The 21,847-nt window shown below is 63.0% G+C and carries 18 protein-coding genes; 12 read left to right on the forward strand and 6 right to left on the reverse strand.

What is annotated here, in order from left to right; all coding sequences use genetic code 11:
• Positions 1-54 precede the first annotated feature (54 nt).
• Entirely contained in the window at positions 55-2,511 is a 2,457-nt protein-coding gene (locus NJ75_RS09765; protein ID WP_039333901.1) for a TonB-dependent receptor, read from the reverse strand.
• A gap of 266 nt (positions 2,512-2,777) precedes the next feature.
• Here NJ75_RS09765 and NJ75_RS09770 point away from each other — a divergent pair, with 266 nt between their 5' ends.
• From NJ75_RS09770 to NJ75_RS09780, 3 genes are all read left to right on the forward strand, one after another.
• Positions 2,778-6,185 (forward strand): hybrid sensor histidine kinase/response regulator, encoded by a 3,408-nt coding sequence (locus NJ75_RS09770; protein ID WP_236727115.1) that lies wholly within the window; start codon positions 2,778-2,780, stop codon positions 6,183-6,185.
• Positions 6,175-7,104 carry a response regulator transcription factor gene (locus tag NJ75_RS09775; protein WP_039333904.1) on the forward strand — a complete coding sequence of 310 codons (930 nt, stop codon included), beginning with the start codon at positions 6,175-6,177 and terminating at the stop codon, positions 7,102-7,104. The genes NJ75_RS09770 and NJ75_RS09775 overlap by 11 nt, the downstream gene beginning before the upstream one ends.
• Before the next feature lie 81 nt (positions 7,105-7,185).
• Positions 7,186-9,315, forward strand: coding sequence for a penicillin acylase family protein (locus NJ75_RS09780; RefSeq protein ID WP_039333906.1), 2,130 nt, complete (start codon positions 7,186-7,188; stop codon positions 9,313-9,315).
• On the opposite strand, the gene NJ75_RS09785 is transcribed toward NJ75_RS09780, so the two are convergent.
• Genes NJ75_RS09785 through NJ75_RS09800 form a run of 4 tightly spaced genes read right to left on the reverse strand, consistent with a single transcriptional unit; the run spans position 9,303 to position 13,480 of the window.
• Positions 9,303-9,863: a nucleotidyltransferase family protein gene (locus NJ75_RS09785; RefSeq protein ID WP_039333908.1), complete on the reverse strand. Its 561-nt coding sequence runs from the start codon at positions 9,861-9,863 to the stop codon at positions 9,303-9,305. The genes NJ75_RS09780 and NJ75_RS09785 overlap by 13 nt on opposite strands.
• Positions 9,860-10,798, reverse strand: coding sequence for an XdhC family protein (locus NJ75_RS09790; protein ID WP_236727116.1), 939 nt, complete (start codon positions 10,796-10,798; stop codon positions 9,860-9,862). The genes NJ75_RS09785 and NJ75_RS09790 overlap by 4 nt, the downstream gene beginning before the upstream one ends.
• A 46-nt stretch (positions 10,799-10,844) precedes the next feature.
• Positions 10,845-13,007: a xanthine dehydrogenase family protein molybdopterin-binding subunit gene (locus NJ75_RS09795; protein WP_039333913.1), complete on the reverse strand. Its 2,163-nt coding sequence runs from the start codon at positions 13,005-13,007 to the stop codon at positions 10,845-10,847.
• The gene (locus tag NJ75_RS09800; protein ID WP_039333915.1) at positions 13,004-13,480 is read right to left on the reverse strand and encodes a (2Fe-2S)-binding protein; all 477 of its coding nucleotides are present in this window, start codon (positions 13,478-13,480) and stop codon (positions 13,004-13,006) included. Before NJ75_RS09800 ends, NJ75_RS09795 begins: the two co-directional genes overlap by 4 nt.
• Before the next feature lie 188 nt (positions 13,481-13,668).
• Here NJ75_RS09800 and NJ75_RS09805 point away from each other — a divergent pair, with 188 nt between their 5' ends.
• The 6 genes from NJ75_RS09805 to NJ75_RS09830 all read left to right on the forward strand — a co-directional run bounded on the left by NJ75_RS09805 (position 13,669) and on the right by NJ75_RS09830 (position 17,882).
• A complete protein-coding gene (locus tag NJ75_RS09805; RefSeq protein WP_039333917.1) occupies positions 13,669-14,349 on the forward strand; it encodes a TetR/AcrR family transcriptional regulator in 681 nt (226 codons plus the stop codon).
• A gap of 106 nt (positions 14,350-14,455) precedes the next feature.
• A complete protein-coding gene (locus NJ75_RS09810) occupies positions 14,456-15,613 on the forward strand; it encodes an amine dehydrogenase large subunit (RefSeq protein ID WP_211257936.1) in 1,158 nt (385 codons plus the stop codon).
• Between the two features lie 20 nt (positions 15,614-15,633).
• Positions 15,634-16,170 carry a MauE/DoxX family redox-associated membrane protein gene (locus NJ75_RS09815; RefSeq protein WP_039334066.1) on the forward strand — a complete coding sequence of 179 codons (537 nt, stop codon included), beginning with the start codon at positions 15,634-15,636 and terminating at the stop codon, positions 16,168-16,170.
• Positions 16,167-16,772: a thioredoxin domain-containing protein gene (locus tag NJ75_RS09820; RefSeq protein WP_039333919.1), complete on the forward strand. Its 606-nt coding sequence runs from the start codon at positions 16,167-16,169 to the stop codon at positions 16,770-16,772. Before NJ75_RS09815 ends, NJ75_RS09820 begins: the two co-directional genes overlap by 4 nt.
• Positions 16,773-16,810: 38 nt before the next feature.
• On the forward strand, positions 16,811-17,353 hold the full coding sequence (locus NJ75_RS09825; RefSeq protein WP_039333921.1) for a methylamine dehydrogenase light chain: 543 nt from the start codon (positions 16,811-16,813) through the stop codon (positions 17,351-17,353).
• A 10-nt stretch (positions 17,354-17,363) separates the two neighbouring features.
• Positions 17,364-17,882: a cytochrome c family protein gene (locus NJ75_RS09830; protein ID WP_039333923.1), complete on the forward strand. Its 519-nt coding sequence runs from the start codon at positions 17,364-17,366 to the stop codon at positions 17,880-17,882.
• On the opposite strand, the gene NJ75_RS09835 is transcribed toward NJ75_RS09830, so the two are convergent.
• Positions 17,883-18,497, reverse strand: a complete 615-nt coding sequence (locus tag NJ75_RS09835; protein ID WP_039333926.1) for a TetR/AcrR family transcriptional regulator — start codon at positions 18,495-18,497, stop codon at positions 17,883-17,885.
• Between the two features lie 183 nt (positions 18,498-18,680).
• On the opposite strand from NJ75_RS09835, the gene NJ75_RS09840 reads away from it, so the two are divergent.
• From NJ75_RS09840 to NJ75_RS09850, 3 genes are read left to right on the forward strand one after another with little or no spacing between them, the layout of a single operon-like run.
• On the forward strand, positions 18,681-19,442 hold the full coding sequence (locus tag NJ75_RS09840; RefSeq protein ID WP_039333928.1) for an SDR family NAD(P)-dependent oxidoreductase: 762 nt from the start codon (positions 18,681-18,683) through the stop codon (positions 19,440-19,442).
• A 38-nt stretch (positions 19,443-19,480) separates the two neighbouring features.
• Positions 19,481-20,674, forward strand: a complete 1,194-nt coding sequence (locus NJ75_RS09845) for an acyl-CoA dehydrogenase family protein (protein WP_052242290.1) — start codon at positions 19,481-19,483, stop codon at positions 20,672-20,674.
• The gene (locus NJ75_RS09850) at positions 20,674-21,741 is read left to right on the forward strand and encodes a phosphotransferase (protein WP_039333930.1); all 1,068 of its coding nucleotides are present in this window, start codon (positions 20,674-20,676) and stop codon (positions 21,739-21,741) included. The genes NJ75_RS09845 and NJ75_RS09850 overlap by 1 nt, the downstream gene beginning before the upstream one ends.
• The last annotated feature ends 106 nt before the right edge of the window (positions 21,742-21,847 follow it).

The raw sequence follows: 21,847 nt of genomic DNA on the forward strand, positions 1-21,847 counted from the left end.
TGGCGTCCATGGCAGGACAAGCGGCCGGTCTGCTGAAACAGACCGGCCCGATATTCAAAACCTCAGGAAGTACTCGATGCCGACCTTGCGGGGGGCGATGACCGAGTTGCTGTAATAGCGCGAGACGATGCCATCGTTTATGATGCGGCGCGAACGGTCTTCGCCGACCGACGATATTGCGTAAGTGTTGAACAGATTGTCTGCGTAGATGCGGACCTCGTACTTGTCGCGGCGGTAGCCGATCGACGCTCGGGCCAGGAGGTAATCGGCAATGGTTTCGCCCCCGGCGCGGCCACCGATGCGCGAAAGGACTTCGCCCTGGTAGGTGGCGGTAAAGTTGGTCGAAAGAACCGCGTCGGAACCAACGTTCATGTCGTAAGTCATGCCGAGGCTTGCGGTATGCCGTGCCGTGCCCGGCAGGCGATCGCCATCGAAGACGGTGACGCGAATGTTCTTGGGCCGCCGATTGAGGTTCTGGTTGCGGATTGTCAGCAGGCCGACCACGTCCTCGGTCAACCGTGAGTCATTGTAGGAGTAGCTGCCGGTGATGGTCACCCCGTCGTCCGGCTTGGCATTGAAGGTGGCTTCGATGCCCTTCGATACCGCAGAGCCCCCGTTGGCGGTGATTCCGGCTATGCCGTATTGCGTTTGCGAGGCGAGCTGGATGCCTTCCCACTTGATGTGGTAGCCGGAAATCGTGGTCTGAAGCTTGCCGCCAAACAGCGTGGCGCGGATGCCGATTTCCTTGTTCTGGGTCTTGTCCGGACCGTAGAACTGTTCGTTCGGCAAGGCGCAGGCGTTCTGGACGTCTTCAAGGTCTTCAGGGCAAGGCGGGACGCTATTTGGACCGCCGATGCGATACCCTTCGCTGTAGGTCCCGTAGACCATCAGGTCTGGCGTGATCTTGAATGACGTGTTGAACTTCCACACCACGCCGTCCTGGCCAGAGTCACCGCCGCCCGTATCAAAGCGCAGCACCGGTACCGGTTCGAGCAGAGGCAGTGAAATGCCACCGTCCGTCTTTGCATCATAATCAAAATAGCGGCCACCGGCGGTAACCTGCCACTGCGGCGTGATCTCGAAGGTGCCTTCGCCGAATATGGCCTTTTCGATGATCTTGCTGTTGTTGAAGCTCGCGTACTCGATCGGCTCGGGATAGGCGGGCGAATAGGTTACCGGGCCGAAGTAGAATTCGGGCAGGCCGGGGGTCACTTCTCGGTATGTGCCCCTGGTCTTGCGCTCGTTGTAGAAGCCGCCGACCACCCAGCTGAACGGTCCGCCGTGCGTCGAGACGAAGCGCACTTCCTGGTTGAACTGCTTGATGTCGGTTGCCGAGCGGGTGAAGCCCGAGAACTGCGGAAACAGTTCATAGCCATAATCGAGGTCGAGCAGAAGGTCGGTAACGTCTGCTGAACTGCGGATTTTCTGATGCGAATAGGCGGTTGCCGAGACCATCTGGGCAATGTCGCCCAACTCGATCTGGACTTCGCCGCTGACCAGGTGGACCTTGCGCCTTGACGGTTCCAGATAGCGCGAAACCGCTTCGTATCGACCGGTCCCGAAGACGCCGGCGCCATTGACCTGACGACCGTTGGTCGACGTGTCCTGGAAAGCATAGTTGATGTAGATGCCAATGGTTTCCGAGGGAAACAGCGCGAGCGTGTTGCGGGTGGTGAAGGTATGCTCGAAGTTGGCATCCTTGTAGGTATAGAGGTTGGCCGCAATCTGCTCCGGGGTTCCGAGCGGATCGGTGCGCGACGTGGTCGGGCCGCCAGGCTGGGGTAGTGAGACGCCCGGTTCCCGCAACAGCGCGACATAATCGATGAAGCCCGGATCGTTGTAGTACCCGACCGTCGAGCGCAATGCGACCTTGTCGGTAATGATCGGAATGTTGATCGTGGCGTCAGCCTGGAAGCCGGGATCGTCTGCCTGCGCCACGTCATAGACGCGGCCGTGGAAGCTGGCCGACCAGCGTGTCGGGTCCGGCCGGTTGGGGATGTAGCGGATGGCACCGGCAAGGGTTCCGACGCCGTACAGGGTGCCTTGCGGGCCAAGCAGCGTTTCAACGCGCGCAATGTCGAGGAGCTTGAAATCCTGGTAGAGCGGCACCTCGCCAAGATAGATGGCGACGGCGTTGTCGGAGTTGTTCCCGGTCACACCGACGTCCGCGGCAGAAAGGCCGCGCATCACGATCGAGCCGGTAGAACGCGGACCGGTGTCGAGGATCGTGAGGCCGGGAGTGAAGGCTGCGAGGCCTCGGACATCGTCGATCCGCTTTTCCGTCAGTTCGGCACCACCGACTGCAGTGATGTTGATCGGAACATCCTGGAGAGAAACGGCCCGGCGCGTGGCAGTGACGACGATGGTGCCGCCCTCGCTTGCAGCGTCAGCTTCGGCTGAAACTTCGGCGCCGTCGGCGGCCGGGGCTTCCTGTGCGATAGCAGGAAGAGCCGCGATGCTGGCCAGCGCGCTGGCTGAAAGGAGCGCTGCGCGCTTCAGGGAAAACGTCATGAAACCCTCACTTTGTTGTTTTGTCTCTTGTGGCTTCAGTCACCCTCGGCATCGGTGCAGCGCTGGCTCTGGCTTGAGCTCTGTTCGCGGCGCCGATGCATTTCTCCCCGGTATTCGATCCGGAATGGGGCGAAGCTAACCGCTGCATGCCGTGCGACTATGGGTCATTTGACGTACTACAGCGGCCTTCGGGGCGGGTTCGCACCTTTGGGTGTACGTAGATCGGCCCATCCTCTGACGGCGCGGTCTTGGCCACTATCACCTGCATGGAACGAGCCAGGCTGGATTCTGCGGGACGGGCGGCTGCATCGGGCATGTCGCGCTCCACCACGATCGTTCCCGAGCGTCGCTCCTACAATCAGTGGGCGGCGGTCCAGACGCTCGATGACTTCGCACATCGCCATACCGGTGAGGAAGCGCGAGAAGGCCCGGCTTCGCGCGTGGTGGCAGCAGCGCTGGGGACGAGTTCCTCGCTGGTCTACGAGGCAATCGGAGCGGCCATCACCGTGCTGTACGGCCTCAAGGTCGGCATTGCGGCGATTGTTACGGGTTGCCTGATCCTGCTCCTGATCGGTCTTCCGATAACCCTGAATGCTGCGCGGCGAGGGATCGATGTCGATCTGATTTCGCGCGGGAATGGCTTTGGCTACCTCGGTTCGACCATCAGCACGCTCATCTACGCCACCTTCACCTTCCTGTTGCTCGCGCTCGAAGCGAGCATCCTTGCTGACGCGCTGCGGCAGGCGACGGGCTTGCCGCTCGAGCTCGGTTACTTTGTCGCGACTTTCGTCGTGGTGCCGCTGGCGCTCCAGGGCATGCGTTTCATCGCACGTTTTCAGGCGTGGACGCAGCCCATGTGGATTGCGCTGCAACTGGTGCCGGTTGCCTACATTGCCTGGAACATTGGCGACGTCGGAGACGTGTGGAGCGGGTTCAACGGGGTATACGCGCCACGCTCTGCCCTCGTTTCGTTCGGTTTTGCGCTTTCGGTCATGCTCTCGCTGCTGCCGCGGATCGGTGAACAGGCCGGGCACCTGCGCTTCCTGCCTCCGCCGGAGCAGATCGGGGTGCAGCGATGGTGGAGCGCGGTGCTGCTCGGCGGTTCGGGCTGGGTCGTGATTGGCGGCCTGAAAATGGCCATCGGCGGGGTGCTGGCAGCCTGGACGATTGGCCGGGGAATTGCGCCCGATGCCGCGGCATCAGTCAGTCGCATCCACGTGCAGGCTTTCGCCGCCATCGGAGGTGGCCGCGAGGCGGGGGTGCTGCTGGTGCTGCTGTTCGCGGTGGTCTGTCAGACGCGTGCGAACCTGACCAACGCCTTTGCCGGGTCGGTTGCGTGGTCGAACCTGTTTGCGCGGCTGACGCAGGGGTACTCTTCCCGCCATGTCTGGCTGCTGTTCAATGTCGGGCTGGCAGCCATGCTGCTGTTCTTTGGCATCACCCGTTCGTTCGACGTGGTGATGATCCTCTATGCAAGCCTTGCAGCAAGCTGGATCGGACCACTCGCGGCGGACCTTGTGGTGTCACGGGCCTTGCGGCTCAACCCGGCCGACCCCGAGTTTCAGCGGGCTTATCTCTATGATGTGAACCCTGTCGGCATCGGGGCGATGCTGTTGTCGCTGATCGCTTCGGCGGTATGCCAGCTCGGGTTTGCGGGGGAAGTGGCGCAGGCCTTTTCGCCGGTCATCGGGCTGGTCGTGGCATGCCTTGCCGCGCCGCTGCTCGCCGGGCTTACGCACGGGCGCTATTATCTTGCCCGCAGGAGAGAGGCCGGGGCTCCGGCGGGGGTCGCCTGCGTGATCTGCGAGAATAGGTTCGAGCGAGCCGATACTGCACATTGTCCGTTCTATTCCGGCGCGATCTGTTCGCTGTGCTGCACGCTGGAGACGCGGTGCCACGATGCATGCAAGCAGGGTGCCCGCGCCACCGAGCAGTTCACCAACATCGCCGAGCGCCTGCTGCCGCGCGTCCTGGCGCGCCATGTCCACACCACCACCGGGCATTTCGTTGGCGTGGCCGGAGCGTTCACGCTGGCCAACATGCTGGTGCTGGGCCTGATCGGACGCGAGTATGCGCGCTACTATCCGGCGCTTTCGACCCACGTCTGGTCGATCCTGTTTGCGGTGTTCCTGGTGTTCTTCTTCATGTCGGGCGTGGGCTCCTGGTTCATCGTGCTGGCGCATGAAAGCCGGCGGGCCGCGCTGGACGAGACACGGCGGCATCTGGGGGAACTGGAGCAGGAGATCGTCGCGCATGAAGCGACCGACGCTGCGCTGCAGAAGGCTCGCGAGGTGGCCGAGAACGCCAACGCCGCCAAGAGCCGTTACCTCGTTTCGGTGAGTCACGAAATCCGCTCGCCGCTCAATTCGATCTACGGCTACGCGCAATTGCTGGAGCGCGGGAGCGACCTGAATCCGGGCGAGGTGGGCAAGGTCATCTGCCGGTCGAGCGAGCACCTTTCCAATCTGGTCGACGGGCTGCTGGATATTGCACAGGTCGAGGCTGGCGTGCTGCGCTTGTCGCGCGATACGATCCGCCTTCCGGCGTTCGTCGAGCAAATCGCCAACATGTTCCGGCCGCAGGCGCAGGCCAAGGGGCTGACGTTCCGCCTGGAGACGCCAAGGCAACTGCCCGAGTTCGTGCGGGGCGACCAGAAGCGGTTGCGGCAGGTGCTGATCAACCTGATCTCGAACGCGATCAAGTTCACGCCGGCCGGCTCGGTGACCTTCCGCATCGGCTGGCGCGGCGAGATCGCGACGTTCGAGGTGATCGACACCGGCATCGGCATCGCGCCCGAGGACATGGACCGTATCTTCGGCGCGTTCGAGCGAGGGAACAGCAATTCCGTGGCGGGGCAGCCGGGGATAGGTCTTGGCCTCGCGATCACCTCGACGCTGGTGCACGTGATGGGCGGAGACCTGACCGTCGACAGCACGCTGGGGGAGGGCACGCGGTTTGCCCTGCGGCTGATGCTTTCCCGGCCGGTTACGCAACCGGTGCAGAGCCATCGCGCGGATGTCATTACCGGGTATGAAGGCGAGCGGCGCCGGGTGCTGGTAGTTGACGACGATGCAGCGCAGGCTTCGGTCATCGAGAACCTGCTGCGGCCACTGGGCTTTGTGGTTACCGGTGCGCGCGACGGGGACACCGCGATCGCGCTGGCTGCGGCGACGCGGCCCGACATCGTGTTCATGGACATCTCGATGCCCGGCAAGACCGGGTGGGAGACGGCCGGTCTGCTACGAGCGGCGCACGGCGGTTCCTTGCGGATTGTCATGGTTTCGGCCGACGCGCACCAGTTCAGGCGGGGCGGAGACGGGCACGATCCGCACGACATGTTCCTGACCAAGCCGATTGAACTCGACAGCCTGCTCGATGCGCTTTCCTGGCAGTTGGACCTGACCTGGACCGTGCAGGATGGCAGTCCGCGAAAATCGCCCGCTGCCGCGACGGTGGAACTGCACTTGCCGGCTGCAGCACTGCCTTTTGTACCCGAGATCGAAAGCCTCGCGCGGATCGGCAATGTCCGCGCGATCCAGACCCGCCTCTCAGAGCTTGAGGATGCCGTCCCCGATGCAGCCCGCTTCGTCGCACACCTTCGTTCCAGTCTCGAATGCTTCGATTTCAAGGGCCTGCGCGAAGCCCTCCGACGAGGCGTCGTCAATGTTCAGTGATACCATTGCCGGGCAGGCCGGGCGCGACACCGTGCTTGTCGTCGACGACAATCCCGAATCCCTGCATTTCCTGATCGACACGATCGAACGGGCCGGGATGACCGTGCTGATCGCCACGAATGGTGAGAATGCCCTCGAGCTGCTGGAGCACGTTGCTCCGGATCTGATCCTGATCGATGCGATCATGCCGGGACTGGACGGGTTCGACACGACGCGAGCGATCAAGAAGCAGCCGCGGCTGGCGGACATCCCGGTGATCTTCATGACCGGTCTTACCGAGACCGAACATGCAGTCCGGGCGCTGGACGCGGGCGGAGTGGACTATGTCCGCAAACCCATTGCGATCGAGGAACTGCTGGCGCGGATGCGGGTGCATCTTGCGGGCGCGCGGGTCTCGCAGGCGGGAAGGTCCGCTCTCGACGCAACCGGCAGGCATCTTTTCGCGGTGGACCGTGCGGGGCAGCTGCTTTGGGCAACGCCGCAAGTGGAGCACCTGATGGCGTCGATGGGCGGCGGGGATCGGTTGCCACCGGACTTTGCCGGGCCGGTTGCCCGCTTGATGGCCCTGCGTGACAATCCGGACGCGACCTTGCGTTTCGAGGCCGGGGCGCAGGTCGTCGAGCTGGTCCTCGTCGGACCCTTACGTCGCGACGAGGGCGAGGGGCGGGAGGTGCTGGTGCGGTTGAATCTCATCCGCGAAGGCGCCGACCTGGAGCGCCTGCGAGACCGTTATGGGCTGACCCAGCGAGAGGCCGAGGTTCTGCTGTGGATCAGCTATGGCAAGCCCAACCGGGTGATCAGCGAGATCCTGGGGATCAGCCCGCGCACGGTGAACAAGCATCTGGAGCAGGTTTTCGAGAAGCTGGGCGTCGAGACACGAGCGGCGGCGGCGGCTTTCGCGGTGCGGACAATTGCCTGAGGCCGTGCCCGGTTACCGAATTGGCGAAGGGTCCCGCTCTCTTCCTTCGCCATGCTGCGGGAAAGGCGCTAGGACAGGTCGATGACCTTCGGAGCCCTTTCCCGCAGCGCCTTGCTGGCCCTTCTTATGGCTGCCCGACCTGCGCACGCAAGCAGCCATGACGTCAAGATAACCCGCGATGACTGGGGCATTGCCCATGTCGATGGCAGGACCGATGCCGATGCCGTATTCGGCGCAATCTATGCGCAGGCGGAGGATGATTTCCCGCGCATCGAGGCGAACCTGCTGACTGCGCTGGGGCGACGGGCGGAGACCGAGGGCGAGGACTTTCTGTGGCAGGACCTGCGACAGCGGTTGTGGATCGATCCGGACGCTCTCAAGCGCGACTATGCGGCTTCGCCGGCTTGGCTGCGCAAGCTCATGGATGCCTGGGCGGCCGGCCTGAACCATTACATCGCGACCCACCCGCAAGACACGCCGAAAGTCCTGACCCGCTTCGAGCCATGGATGGCGCTCTCATTTACCGAAGGATCGATCGGTGGGGACATCGAGAAGGCAGCGCTCAAGCCTCTCGCCGCGTTCTACGGTGGCGAAGCAAGCCCCCTGGCGCTGGCAAGGGAAATGCTGCGGGACGACGAGCCGCGCGGTTCGAATGGGATCGCGATAGCGCCCAAGCGCACGGCGAATGGCAATGCTTTGCTGCTTATAAACCCGCATACCTCGCTCTTCTTCCGATCCGAGCTGGAGATGAAGAGCGGGGAAGGGCTGCATGCCTATGGCGCCTCAACCTGGGGGCAGTTCTTCATCTATCAGGGCTTCAACGAGAAGCTTGGCTGGATGCACACCACCAGCGGTGCCGACAACGTCGACGAATTCGTCGAGACAATCGCGCGAAGGCGGGGCAAGTGGCTTTACAAGCGCGGATCTGCATTCAAGCCGTTCGCGGTGAAGCCGATCGTTCTGCGCTTCCGCAAACCGGATGGAAGCCTGGCCGAGCGAACCTTCCGGACTTACGCCAGCGACCATGGACCAATAGTGCGGCAGAGCGGTGAGGGAAAAAGCCGCAAGTGGATTGCCCTTTCCTTGATGCACCGGCCAATAGCTGCGCTCAGCCAGTCATGGTTGCGCACAAAGGCCCGCGATAAGGCGGAATTTCTCAGGATCGCCGAGTATCGCGCCAATTCGTCGAACAACACCCTGTACGCCGATCGTGCCGGCAATATCGCGCTGCTCATGCCGCAATTCGCGCCCCGTCGGGATGCGAGGTTCGACTATCGCGAACCGGTGGATGGGAGCGATCCTGGAGCCGATTGGAAGGGGCTATATGGGCCGGCAGAGCGGCCTGACGTGGTCAATCCGCAGTCAGGCTGGGTCTACAATTCCAACGATGCGCCGTGGCGCGCGGCAGGGGAAGGCACGCTGAATGCGGCGCGCTGGCCAGCGACGTTCGACCAGGTCGGGGCCAATCCACGCGGCGACCATGCGCTTGAGCTGCTGGGCAAGGCGCAGGGGCTCGATCTGGAAAGCCTGCGGGCGCTCGCCTACGATCCGCACATGCCGCTGTTCGAAGACCTGATTACGGGGCTGGCGCAGGTGGCTGCAACAGATCCGCTGAGCGGGCCGGTTGCGCTACTCAAGGGCTGGGACCGGCGATGGTCGGCAGGTTCACAGGCCATGAGCCTTGCACACTATTGGGGCGACGAACTGGAGGCTGACGTGCGCAAGTCGCTGCCGCGCACCGGCAACGTCTTCGCCGCGATGCGGGCGACGACGGAGCAGCAGCGCAGGGCGGCGCTTGCACGCGCGGTTGCGCGCTTGCAGGCCGACTTTGGCGGGTGGCAAGTGCCTTGGAGCGAGGTCAACCGCTATCAGCGCACCACTTCGGACATCATCCAGCCGTTTACTGACGACAAGCCCAGCTTGCCCGTGGCATTCTCTTCGGCCCGCTGGGGTTCGTTGGCATCGTTTGGGACGAAGCAATATCCGGGAACCAGGCGGTGGTACGGCACGAGCGGGAACAGCTTTGTGGCCGTGGTCGAGTTCGGCCCGAAAGTGAGGGCCATGGCGGTATCGTCGGGCGGGGCCAGTGGCCGCGAAGGGTCACCCCATTTCAACGATCAGGCCGAGCTATATGCGGCAGGAAAGATGAGGGCGGTCTACTTCTACCCCGAAGACATCAAGGGGCATGTCGAGAAGACCTATCGCCCCTGAATGATCGCTTCAGCGCGCGCCAGGTCTTCGGGCGTGTCGATATCAAGGGCAAGATGCTGATCCAGCGGGATTGCTGGTGCATTGCGCAGCAGGGCAGCGGCTCCGCGATCACCTTGGAGCGAGCGCAGAGCCGGAAAATGCCGCGCGCCGAAGATGGCAGGAACCATCGTGCGATCGGCCACGCTGGTGCTAATGTGATCGCCATCGAACGCCTGAATGAGATTTTCGAAATGGCTGGTCGGCACGAGCGGCATGTCTGCGAGGGCAATCAAGGCAGCGCAGGCATCGGGAATTTCGCCAATGCCAGTGGCAATCGAGCGGGACAGTGGAGCGCCGATTGGTTCGAGCGCGATCCTCTCGAAGCCTTCGACCTCGGGCGTAGCTTCGGAGCAGATGATCAGCTTTCGCTTGAACGGCAAGGCTGCCAGACGGTCACCGAGGTGCCGGGCCAGTGGCCGGCCTGCAAGCGTCGCGGCAAGCTTGCTGCCGCCGAAGCGACTTCCGCGCCCGGCAGCGAGGAGAACGACGAAGATGTCGGCAACTGTCATTGCTCTGCGTCGGCCAGGGATTCGCCTGTCCAGTAGGTCCAATGCGCGAGAGTGTTGTATTCGGCAACGAGTTCGGCGAGCAGGGAAACGGCAAGCGTTGCCGGATCGCGGGTGGAAGGAATAAGCCCGATATGGCCGCGCAGACGCGCGATCTGTTCCAAGGGGACGCCGCTTGCCTGCAAGGCATCAAGCCTTGCGCGATGTGTGCGCCGACTGCCGATGGCGCCGTGGTAGAATGCCGGGAGCGCAAGCGCCTGCGGCAGCAGATGCTCTTCCCAATCGCGCCCGTGAAACAGGAACACGATAGCGGACCAGTGATCGGACGCGGTCAATGGTAAGGTTGAGCGCACCTGGATGCGGGTGGCCGCGATCTCGAGAGCGGCAAGGTCCATGCAAGTGCCGACGTCAGGGGATAGTGCATGAACTTGTGCGCCGAAGGCTTTGGCCAATCTGGCAAAAGCCGTAAGATCTTCGCCTTGGCCCAATGCATGAATGCGTAATGCCGGCTGGTAGCAGTGGGTCAGACATTCGCCATTCCATGGCGCTTCCTGCGCGTCTGCCACCACTGTGACCCGATCGCATTCCAACCGAAGTGCGGCTGGCTGGCGTTCTCCCAGCAAATCGAGAGCCTTGCGGATCGACGCAGTATCCGGGCGAGGCGTGAACAGGAGATCTATTCCCCCACCGCACGGCAGGCGAATGTCGATATAGGGTGAACCGATACCGTAACGGACCACATGCCCCCAGCCGTCGGCCAGCGTTTCCAGTGCCTCCGCCGCCACGGCGTCTTCGATACAACCGCCTGAGAACGAACCAACCCGTCGACCGTCTGCCGCGACGGCCATTTGCGTGCCAATGCCGCGCGAGGATCCGCCGATCACCGCAACCAGAGTGACGAGCACGGTCTCCACGCCTTCATCCGCACGAGCGGACAAGAAGCGAAGAATGTCTAAGGGAGTCGTCGCGACCATGCGCCGCGGGCTATATCATCTCCAACGGAAGGCGGCGATGCCGTTTTCCTGTGAGCGAGTAGATTGCGTTCGCCAGAGCAGGAATGACCGGAGGAAGAGCCGGTTCGCCAAGACCGGTCGGCGGGAAGTCTGTCTTAACGAATTCGACCACGATTTCTCGAGGCGCCGCATCAATCCGCATGAGGGCGAAGTCCCCGAAATTCTCGGCGGTGATTGCGCCGTTCTCTTGCACGATCTTCTGTCCAACGAGCGCCTGGCCAATTCCATCGATCACGCAGCCTTGCGCCTGGTTCAGCGCGTTGATCGGATTGATGACGTGGGCGCCGATGTCGCCTGCCACCCAGACCTTATCGATCTGGATGTTGCCGTCCTTCATCGAAAGATCAACAATTTCAGCGAAATAGCCAAGGTGGCTGAAGTAGAAGCCGAAGCCGCGGCCCTTTTTGCGGCCTTGCCATCCAGCGGACTTGCACACCGCGTCGATCACGCCGCGCGCCCGGCCGGTGTGGAACTTCACGCGCTCGCCCGGGATCTCGCGCGGTGCCCCGAGGGTGCGGCGCATGAACTCGGGGAGATCGAGCCCTGCGACTTCGGCAACCTCGTCCATGAACGACTGCCACACGAACGACATGGCGTTCGAGGTCGGCGCGCGCAGCCAGCCGGTGGCGAGGTTGGTCGCCATGTAGCTGGCGCCGAGGTCGACGTTGGGCACGATCGGCGCGGGGAACTCGCTCGGCGCCATCTGCGCGGCGCGGATCGGTTTGCCATCAGCGCCGAACGTCACGAAGTGGTCCTTGAGGGCAATGAGCGCCCCGTTGGCGTCGAGACCGGCGGTGAAGCGGTGCCAGCCGGCGGGGCGGTAGAAATCGTGGCGGAAATCGTCCGTGCGGTCGTAGAGGACCTTGACCGGCTTTCCGGGCATGGCCTTCGCGACCTGGCCGGCGATCACCATGTAGTCATTCATCAGGCGACGTCCGAAGCCGCCACCGATCCGTGTCAGGTGGATGGTAAGGTCATCGGCGTTCAGGCCGCATAGCTTGGCGGTTTCCTCGCGCCCGCCCGCGGGCGCCTGGCTGGGCGCCCAGATCTCGAGCTTGCCGTTCTGGAACATCGCCGTGCAGTTTTGTGGTTCGAGCGATGCGTGGGCGAGGAAGGGGTATTCGTAGTCCGCCTTGACCACCTTTGCCGCCTTGGCGAGCGTGGCGTCCGGATCGCCGACCTTGAACAGGCTGGCTTGCGGGGCGTTGTCGACGATCTTCGCGGCGTCGGCTTCGTATTTGGCGGTTGAGAAGCCTGTGACGGCAGCGTCGTCCCATTTCACGGCGAGCTTTTCGCGTGCCTTGCTGGCTTTCCACCAGCTGTCGGCGATGACGACCACCGTGTCGGACTTGCCCTGTGGAACGAAGCCGCTGTTGACGGCGACGACGCCGAGCACGCCGGGGATGGCTTTTGCCGCCGCGTCATCGAACGAGGCGACCGTGCCGCCGTGGGACGGGCACTTGACGATGGCGGCGTGAACCATGCCCGGGAGGCTGGTGTCGATGCCGTAGAGGGGCTCGCCCTTGACGATCTTCGGCACGTCGACACCGGGCTTGGATTTGCCGATGATCGTGAAGGTTTTCTCGTCCTTCAACTGGACCTTGGCGAGATCGGGCGGGGTTTCGGCAGCGGCGGCCCTGGCCAGAGAGGCGTAGGTCAGGCTCTTGCCGGAGGACGGCTGGATCACGGCACCCCTGGCCGTGGTGAGGCTGGCGGGATCGACACCCCACTTCTTTGCTGCAGCGGAAACAAGCATGGCGCGGGCTGCGGCGCCGACCTGGCGCATGGGTAGCCAATTGCGCGGTGTTGCCGTGCTGCCTCCTGCGGTCTGTACGCCATAGATCTTTTCGTTTGCATCGGTCTGCTCGATGCGAACCTGCTCCCAGGCAATGTCCATTTCCTCGGCGATCAGCATGGGCAGCATGACCTTTACGCCCTGTCCGATCTCCGGGTTCTTGGCACCGATGGTCACGGTGTTGTCGGCATTGATGCGGACGAAGACGTTGAGGACGTCGGCGGGTGCAGTGGCCGTTGCAGCGGCGAGGACGACCGATGCGTCGAGAGTGAGTGCCGTGCCGCCAGCCAGCGAGGCGGCGATGAACGAGCGGCGGGAGAGGGTCAACTGGTCGCTCATGCTGCGGTCTCCTCAGCCGGAAGGCCTGCGGCGGTGCGGATGGCGGCGCGAATGCGCATATAGGTTGCGCAGCGGCAGATGTTGCCGCTCATCCAGCCGTCGATATCGGCCGGTGTAGGTTTCGGGTTCTGCTTGAGCAGTGCGGTGGCGGACATGATCTGCCCGGCCTGGCAATAGCCGCACTGCGGCACGTCGAGCGCGACCCATGCGTCCTGCACGCGCTTGCCGAGCGCATTGAGGCCGATGCCCTCGATCGTGGTGATCGACTTGCCGGCGGCATCGGCAATCGGCGTCTGGCACGAGCGAACGGCATCGCCATCGAGGTGAACGGTGCAGGCACCACACAGGCCAGCGCCGCAGCCGAACTTGGTCCCCGGCATGTCGAGATCTTCGCGTAGTACCCAGAGCAAGGGCTTGTCTGCCTCGGCTTCGACAACGCGTTTGCGGCCGTTTACGGTGAGGGTAATGCTCATCGCCTGAAATCCCTGGATGATCCGGAAGGGCAGAGCGGGACGCCTGATGGCACCGGCTTGTGACTTCCGGAATCTGGACAGGCATCCGGTGTGGGTCAAGCGCCTTGTTGGGCAAGTAACCGTTGGGCGGCAATCGGTGCAAGCGCGACCTTGGTCTCTGGGCGGCGCGGTGTTATGCGCGGTGCGTAATGGCTGCGCTTCCCGAGACCTTAGACACCGACTTGCCATCCGCCCGGCGGCCGGGAACCTACGCTCGTGGGACGGAGACGGTCGACGCGATCATCAAGGCGGCGCTGCGCGTCCTGATCGATGAGGGGGCAGGGGCCTTTACCATTCGGCGGATCGCTGCGGAATGCGGGATGAAAGTGGGGAATGTCAGCTACCACTTTCCCAAGAAGGAACTGCTGATCCAGACGCTGCTCGATGACATCATCGGGAACTATGACAAGCTTCTCGAGCGCACCGTCCGTCAGCCTGGTCTCGACGCCGAGGAGCGGCTGCGACTGATCGTCGTCATGTGCCTCGACGACATCGCGGGCAAGCGAACCACCAGGCTGTTCACGGAGCTGTGGGCTCTGGCCAACCACAACGAATTCGTGGCCGACCGTGTACGCCTGTTCTATCAGCGCGTGCACGAATCCATCGCGGAGTATATCGCTGAACTGAACCCGTCACTGAGCGCGCAGGAGGTCCGCGATGTCGCGCTGTACATCAGTGCGTCCATGGAGGGGGCGACGCCTTTCCTCGGATACCAAAAGCCTTGGGCCTCCCGGATGAGCGCCTATACCGCAATTGCGACACATGCGCTGGTATCGCTTGCCAAGTCGATAACTTCGGCAGAAATTGCGGGCTTGACCAACCGCAGGTAGCGCATCGTTTCGCACACGCAAAAAAGGCGTTGACCGAATCTGGACATGCGTCAAGTCTCTGCCCTGCGGACTGGCAAAGGGGGCCGAGATGACGCTTCAACGCAAGGTGGCGCGAGTTGTTTTGGGTTCGATGCTGACCGGAGCGCTGGCAGGTCTTCATGCCATGCCGGCATTCGCCGAAACCGTGGTGCCGGAGGCCGAAGAGCCTGGCGTGATGACCTTGGAGCCGCCCAAGGCAAGCTGGTTCTACGTCCGTGGCGGCTGGGGATCGGCAGGTTCGAGCATCTTCGACGCTGGCACGGGCAAGATGGTCGGCATGGTCAACACCAGCCGCGATTCCGATATGGCGATCGACCCATCGGGCAAGTTCTACTACGTTGCCGAAACAATCTGGTCCAAGGTCAACCGTGGCACGCGCCAGGATCTGGTTTCGGTCTACGACAGCAAGACTCTGAAGCTGGTAAGCGAAATCCCCACGCCGGGGCGCCTGATCGTCGGCGGGTTTACGACCAACTTCGTGCTGACTGACGATGGCAAGACCGCCTACGACTACAACTTCGATCCGGCCTCGTCGGTGAACATCATCGACATGGTGAAGCGCAAGTTCGTGCGTGCGGTGGAACTGCCGGGGTGCGCGGGGATGATTCCCAATCCGGGCGTGGGGTTTTCCTCGCTCTGCGCAGACGGCACGATCGCGACCGTGGCCATCAAGGGCACAACGCAGGACATCACGCGGACCGAGCCGTTCTTCGACGCTGCGGCAGACCCGATCTTTTCGAACACCGTCTATGATCGCAAGAAGAAGCAGGCGGTGATGGTCAGCTATACCGGCCTGATCCGCACGGCTTCGATCGGTGCCAAGGTCGAGGTCAGCACGCCGTTTTCGATCCAGGAAGCGGGCGGGATGAAGTCCGCCGATGTCAAGCCGCTCGATATTGCCTGGTATCCCGGCGGGATGCAGCCGGTTGCGCTGCACAGGCCCAGCGGCACGCTGTGGGTACTGATGCACAAAGGCGAATACTGGAGCCACAAGGAAGGCGCCGAGGAAATCTGGGGCGTGGACCTGGCGGCCAGGAAGCTGGTCAAGCGCATTCCCGTGGAAGGCAAGCCGGGCAACATCCAGATCACGCAGGACGATGCGGCCATGATCATGGTCAACGGCTACAAGGGCGATGCGCAGGTTATTGATTCCAAGACAGGCGAGGTGAAGCACGAGATCGAAAACGCCGGTGGCGGCTTGATCACCGTCGTGGAGCCGATGTGATCACCGGCGACGCCTTGAGCATGCAGACAGCAATGGGGATCGCCGGCACGGCAGGCGCGATCGGTGTTGGCGCGGTGTTCGTTGGCGCTGGCATTGCAAAGTTGCGCAGCCGGCGGATATTTTCCGGCGTCGTCGCCAACTATCGCTTGCTGCCGGAGGCATTGGTTCCGGTGGTCGCGGCGACGCTGCCTTTTGCCGAAGTGGCGGTTGGGGTTGCGCTGATCTGCGGCGTTCGCCTTGCAGCAGTGCCGGCCGGTCTGTTGCTGCTGGTCTTTGCGGCGGCCATGGCGATCAACATCGGCCGGGGCCGTTCGCACATCGATTGCGGGTGCGGCCGGTCAGAACTTCGCCAGCCCCTCAGTCGCGCGCTCGTGACACGCAACCTCGTGCTGGCTCTGCTGCTGGTTCCCGCGCTGCTGCCACAGCCGCAGTTCGCTTCGGCACAATGGCTGATCGGTCTAGCCGCTGGCACGGCACTTTATCTTATAACCCTTCTGGCCAACACATTGGCGGCGCTGGCCCAAGGGCCTCTCGCCATGGAAAGGAATTCGCGATGATAACGGCACTGATCGTTGGGCAGGTCCTGTCATGGCTGGTGATCATAGCCCTGGTGGTGGCGCTGCTGGCGCTGGCGCGGCAGGTGGGCGTGCTGCACATGCGGGTGGCTCCGGCGGGCGCCTTGCAGACCAGCGGCGGGCCTGCGGTCGGGGGCACGGCTCCTGCGGTTCCGGCGCGCACACTGGATGGCAAGGATGTGATGGTGGGCGGGCCAGCAAGGAACGTGCCGCTTCGGCTGCTGATGTTCGTCTCGGCAACGTGCCCGCTGTGCAAGGGCCTGATCCCGGCGGCACGCTCCTTTGCCAAGGACGAGCGGGTCGAACTGACCTTCGTCGGCGACGACGACGCGCAGGTGCAGCGCGGGCTGATTGCGGCGCAGGGGCTGGAAAGCTATCGCTTCATCAACGGTCCCGAGGTGGGGCAGGCGTTCGAAGTGGGCAAGCTGCCTTACGCGGTGCTGCTCGATGCGGACGGCACGATCCTGTCAAAGGGCCTGGTAAACAGCCGCGAGCATCTCGAGAGCCTGGTGGTGGCGCATGAAATGGGGATCGCCACGGTGCAGGATTACATCGGCAAGCTGAAGACCGTCGCTGCGGCCTGATCGGTCTCGCGCATCCAAAGGATCATAGGGGGCATTCGATGAAGCGTTTCAATCCCGATGCGATGGGCGAGAAGCTTTTGCGGCGCTTTGCTGGCGGAACATCGCGTCGTGGCATCCTGGCGCGGATGGGGGCGGCGCTGGTGGCTGCACCGGTCTTCCCGTTGCTGCCGGTGAGCCGCGCCGAAGCGGCCAAGCCTGATCGTTCGCCCGAGGCCAAGACCGAGTTTGCGCGCAGCGCGCAGACGACCGACCAGACCAAGTGCAACTACTGGCGTTATTGCGCCATCGATGGCGCGCTATGCACCTGCTGTGGTGGCGGCATACACACTTGCCCGGCAGGCGCCGAACCATCGCCGGTTTCGTGGGTGGGTTCGTGCATCAATCCGGATGACGGCAAGGCCTACATGATCGCCTATCGCGATTGTTGCGGAAAGCCCGCCTGCGGCCAGTGCAATTGTGACAATATCGATCGCGAGACGCAGCTCTATCTGCCGCAGCTCAACAACAATATCATATGGTGCTTCGGTACGAGCAGCATGGAGTATCACTGCTCCACCGCGATGATGATCGGCGCGGCCTGAGGATCGGGCGATGCGCGTGTTGGCCTTGGCCGGAGTTATCGCGGCGCTGGCAATTGCGATGCCTGCGGTATCTGCGGGCGATCCCCGCGCCGAGACGGTTGCGAATGGACTGGCGGCGATCGGCGATCCTGAGCTGGCCAAGGCCGATTATGTCGAACATTGCGCCGGGTGCCACGGGGTGCAGGGCCTTTCTGCGCCAGCCAGGCTGCCGGAATTGCGCGGGCGCGTAGGCTACATGATGTGCACGGCCGATACCCGCGCCTATCTACTGCGGCTGCCAAACATCGCCAAGAGCCGGATCAGCGACAACCAGCAACTGGCTGACATGCTCAACTTCATGGTCTTCGGCCTTGGCGGCACGAGCGTCCTAGCGGGCACGAAGCCTTTCACGGCGGCGGAGGTCGGCTATGAGCGTCAGTTCGCGCTGACCTCGGCCTCGCTGGTGCGTGAGCGCATGCGGCATGTGGAAACGGCGATCGGCAAGTGCGGCGCACCTGCCTCGTTCCGCAACTTCTACAACGGCAATTGATCAGCGCGGAGCAAGGCCCGCTGTGAGGAAGTCGACCAGCTTTACGGCAATCTCGCGCTCGGGCAGTTCGCCATCGGGGCGATGCCAGCGGGAGGGGCCATTAAGTGCGCTCGCCAAGGTAAGCGACGCGAGCTTGGGGTCGCACGGGGCGGCGGATCCATCGGCTATCGCCTCGGCGACAAGCTCGCGCAGTGTTGCGTCGATGCGGCGCTTGCGAAGGCGTATCGTCTCACGGGCGTCTGGCGACAGGGCTTCGTTGGCCGTCAGGATGTTGCAGCGGCCAAAGTCGTTCATGTTGATCTCGGCATAGTCGATCAGGAACGCGCGCAGACGCTCCAGGCCGAGGCCATGGATCAATCGCGCCTGTTCGGCTGCGGCTAGCAACTGGTTCATGCCAATGGTGAGGCATTCGATCAACACCTGCTCCTTGTTGCCGAGGTAGTGGTAGATCGTCGGCTTGGAGATGCCGAGGCTGGCGGCCACGTCGTCCAGCGAAGTCTGGTGATAGCCGCGCGCGTTGAACATGCGCACTGCAGCGGTCAGCACGGCCATGCGCTTGGCTTCACGTTCTTCGCTGCGTTCTGCGGCGGTCTTGAAGGGCGATCGTGGGGCCAAGGACGGTTACCTGCGTGTTCTGCCAGTTGGAAACTCGACGCGAGCGGCGCTTTTGTCGCGCGCAGGGTAGGGCAGTCTTGCGATTGACACCATACCCAAAAGAACAATACCTACTCGTGAGTATATATTGTTCCAGTAGGTCGGGAAAGCTTCTGGCTTGCTGCTGATAGGATTGGATTGGCTATGGAAATCAATGATCTGGCTGCGATCGTAACCGGTGGTGCTTCCGGTCTCGGCGGAGCGACTGCGGCGCGACTCGCTGAACTTGGCGCGAAAGTTTCGATCTTTGATTTGAACGAAGACCTGGGGCGGGCGCACGCGGCAACCATCGGAGGCAGCTTCTTCAAGGTTGACGTGACCGACGAAGACGCGGTCGACAACGCCATCCTTGAAGCTGAGGCGATGAACGGCAAGGCACGCATTCTGGTGAATTGCGCCGGGATCGGCCCACCCGCCAAGGTCATCGGCCGCGATGGCAAGGCCATACCGCTCAAGGATTTCAGCAAGATCATCCAGATCAATCTGATCGGCACGTTCAACGTGCTTTCGAAGTTCGCGGCCCGCATCTTCGATGCCGAGCAGGTTGGCGAGGAGCGCGGCGTCATCATCAACACCGCCAGCGTCGCAGCGTTCGAAGGGCAGATCGGGCAAGCCGCCTATTCTGCGTCAAAGGGCGGCGTTGTCGGCATGGCGCTGCCGATTGCGCGGGAATTTGCGCGCTACGGCATCCGCGTGAACACGATCGCGCCGGGTCTGTTCCTGACGCCCCTGCTGCAGTCCCTGCCGCAGGAAGCGCAGGATTCGCTGGGGAGCCAGGTCCCGTTCCCGAGCCGTCTGGGCAAGCCCGAAGAATACGCGCGCATGGTCGAAAGCATCGTGACCAATCCGATGCTCAACGCCGAAGTCATCCGCCTTGACGGCGCAATCCGCATGGCGCCGCGCTGAAAACTGTCAACCGATCCCGCGATTGAGGAGTGAAGCAAATGGCAACTGGCATCGGCATGGACGCCGCATTGGAAATCGCGGATCGGGTAGAGCGGTTCGTTCGCGAGGAAGTGATCCCGTACGAGAACGATCCACGTCGTGACGATCACGGCGCGCCGCTTGACGAGATGGTCATGGAAATGCGCGAGAAGGCCCGCGCGGCGGGCGTGCTTACGCCCCACATCCTGGCCGATGGTCGCCACCTCAACCAGCGCGAGACGGCGGTCGTGCTGATCCGTTCGGGCCTCTCGCCGCTCGGCATGCTGGCAGTGAACACGCAGGCGCCGGACGAGGGCAACATGTACCTGCTCGGCAAGGTTGGCAGCCCCGAACTGAAGGAACGGTTCCTCAAGCCGCTGGTGTCGGGCAAGGCGCGGTCGGCGTTCTTCATGACAGAGCCTGCGGAGACCGGCGGAGCGGGTTCCGACCCTTCGATGATGCAGACGACCTGCCGCCGCGACGGCAACCACTGGGTGATCAACGGGCGCAAGGCGTTCATTACCGGTGCCAAGGGTGCCAAGGTCGGCATCGTCATGGCGAAGGACGAGCAGGGCGGGGCGTGCATGTTCCTCGTCGACCTGCCCGATCCGGCGATCGAGATCGTGCGCGTGCCGAACACCATCGACAGCAACATGCCCGGCGGCCATGCGGTGATCGACATCAAGGACCTTCGCGTTTCGGCAGACCAGATGCTGGGCGAGCCGGGCGAGGGCTTCAAGTATGCCCAGGTTCGCCTGAGCCCGGCGCGCCTATCGCACTGCATGCGTTGGCTCGGCGGCTGCATCCGCGCGCAGGAGATCGCTTCCGATTATGCCAACAGGCGCATGGCGTTCGGCAAGCAGTTGATCGATCACGAAGGCGTGGGCTTCATGCTGGCCGAGAACATGATCGACCTGAAGCAGGCCGAACTGATGATCGACTGGTGCGCAGGCGTCCTTGATACCGGCTCGCTCGGCACGGTCGAAAGCTCGATGGCCAAGGTTGCTGTGTCCGAGGCGCTGATGCGCGTGGCCGACAAGTGCGTGCAGGTGATGGGCGGAACGGGCGTCACCTCCGACACGATCGTCGAGCAGATGTTCCGTGAAGTGCGCGCGTTCCGCATCTATGATGGCCCGACCGAGGTCCACAAGTGGAGCCTTGCCAAGAAGATCCGCCGCGACTGGCGCCACGCACAGGCGGGGACGGCACACTGATGGGCGGCACGGCGCAGGAGGCAAATGCCGGCACCACGCCGGTTCGCGAGGGCTACCGCTTCGATGAGGCCGCGCTTGCGAAGTGGATGGAGGCCAATGTCGAGGGCTTTTCGGGGCCGCTTGAGGTGGAGCAGTTCAAGGGCGGGCAATCGAACCCGACCTACAAGCTGATCACGCCAGGCCGCGCCTATGTCCTGCGCCGCAAGCCACCAGGGCCAGTGCTGAAGGGGGCACACGCGGTCGAGCGGGAGGCCAAGGTACTCTTGGCTCTCGGGTCCGTTGGCTTTCCGGTGGCGCATGTCCACGGATTGTGCACCGATGAAAGTGTCATTGGCAGCTGGTTCTATGTGATGGAGATGGTCGAGGGCCGCATATTTTGGGATGCGACCTTTCCTGACGTTTCCCGCGAAGAGCGGCCGGCCTATTTCGACGCGATGAACGCAACGATCGCGCAATTGCACTCGATCGACCATGAAGCTGTGGGGTTGGGCGACTACGGCAAGCCTGGCAACTACTTCGTGCGCCAGGTCGGCCGCTGGTCGAAGCAGTACCTCGAGGACGAACTTGCCGGGCGGGATCCGAACATGGATGCCCTGGTCGATTGGCTGCCGACAGCCATTCCCGAAGGGGACGAGACCAGCATCGTTCACGGGGACTTCCGCTGTGACAACATGATCTTTCACCCCACCGAACCGCGTGTGATTGCCGTGCTCGACTGGGAGCTGTCGACGCTGGGGCATCCACTGGCCGATTTCGCTTATCACGCGATGATGTACCACATGCCGCCCAATATCGTGGCCGGGCTGGAAGGGGCGGACCTGGCAAAACTGAACATTCCCGGCGAGGCCGAGTACGTCGCTGCCTATTGCCGCCGGACAGGGCGAGACTCGATTGCGTCGTGGGATTTCTATGTCGCCTTCAACTATTTCCGGCTCGCCGCGATTTTCCACGGCATCAAGGGGCGCTACCTTCGGGGTACTGCCGCATCAGCGCATGCCAAGGACCGTGCGGAGGCATTTCCGGTACTCGCGCGGCTGGCGAGAGAAGCCATGGAGCGCTGCCGGTAGGTGATTGGTTCGAATCCGAACCTTAACAGTTCTTGGTGATTTGCGGTCTGCGCCGATCCTTTCGTCCGTCGAGCGCATGTTTGCTTTGTCGCTCTTGTGGGGAAAA

The sequence above is a fragment of the Novosphingobium subterraneum genome, from assembly GCF_000807925.1.
GTDB classification, from domain to species: domain Bacteria; phylum Pseudomonadota; class Alphaproteobacteria; order Sphingomonadales; family Sphingomonadaceae; genus Novosphingobium; species Novosphingobium subterraneum.

Bases quoted from the DNA above. Each gene is read 5' to 3' on its own strand.
- NJ75_RS09765 (WP_039333901.1), bottom strand. From the start codon at position 2,511: ATGACGTTTTCCCTGAAGCGCGCAGCGCTCCTTTCAGCCAGCGCGCTG.
- NJ75_RS09770 (WP_236727115.1), top strand. From the start codon at position 2,778: ATGGAACGAGCCAGGCTGGATTCTGCGGGACGGGCGGCTGCATCGGGC.
- NJ75_RS09775 (WP_039333904.1), top strand. From the start codon at position 6,175: ATGTTCAGTGATACCATTGCCGGGCAGGCCGGGCGCGACACCGTGCTT.
- NJ75_RS09780 (WP_039333906.1), top strand. From the start codon at position 7,186: ATGACCTTCGGAGCCCTTTCCCGCAGCGCCTTGCTGGCCCTTCTTATG.
- NJ75_RS09785 (WP_039333908.1), bottom strand. From the start codon at position 9,863: ATGACAGTTGCCGACATCTTCGTCGTTCTCCTCGCTGCCGGGCGCGGA.
- NJ75_RS09795 (WP_039333913.1), bottom strand. From the start codon at position 13,007: ATGAGCGACCAGTTGACCCTCTCCCGCCGCTCGTTCATCGCCGCCTCG.
- NJ75_RS09800 (WP_039333915.1), bottom strand. From the start codon at position 13,480: ATGAGCATTACCCTCACCGTAAACGGCCGCAAACGCGTTGTCGAAGCC.
- NJ75_RS09805 (WP_039333917.1), top strand. From the start codon at position 13,669: ATGGCTGCGCTTCCCGAGACCTTAGACACCGACTTGCCATCCGCCCGG.
- NJ75_RS09815 (WP_039334066.1), top strand. From the start codon at position 15,634: ATGCAGACAGCAATGGGGATCGCCGGCACGGCAGGCGCGATCGGTGTT.
- NJ75_RS09820 (WP_039333919.1), top strand. From the start codon at position 16,167: ATGATAACGGCACTGATCGTTGGGCAGGTCCTGTCATGGCTGGTGATC.
- NJ75_RS09825 (WP_039333921.1), top strand. From the start codon at position 16,811: ATGAAGCGTTTCAATCCCGATGCGATGGGCGAGAAGCTTTTGCGGCGC.
- NJ75_RS09830 (WP_039333923.1), top strand. From the start codon at position 17,364: ATGCGCGTGTTGGCCTTGGCCGGAGTTATCGCGGCGCTGGCAATTGCG.
- NJ75_RS09840 (WP_039333928.1), top strand. From the start codon at position 18,681: ATGGAAATCAATGATCTGGCTGCGATCGTAACCGGTGGTGCTTCCGGT.
- NJ75_RS09845 (WP_052242290.1), top strand. From the start codon at position 19,481: ATGGCAACTGGCATCGGCATGGACGCCGCATTGGAAATCGCGGATCGG.
- NJ75_RS09850 (WP_039333930.1), top strand. From the start codon at position 20,674: ATGGGCGGCACGGCGCAGGAGGCAAATGCCGGCACCACGCCGGTTCGC.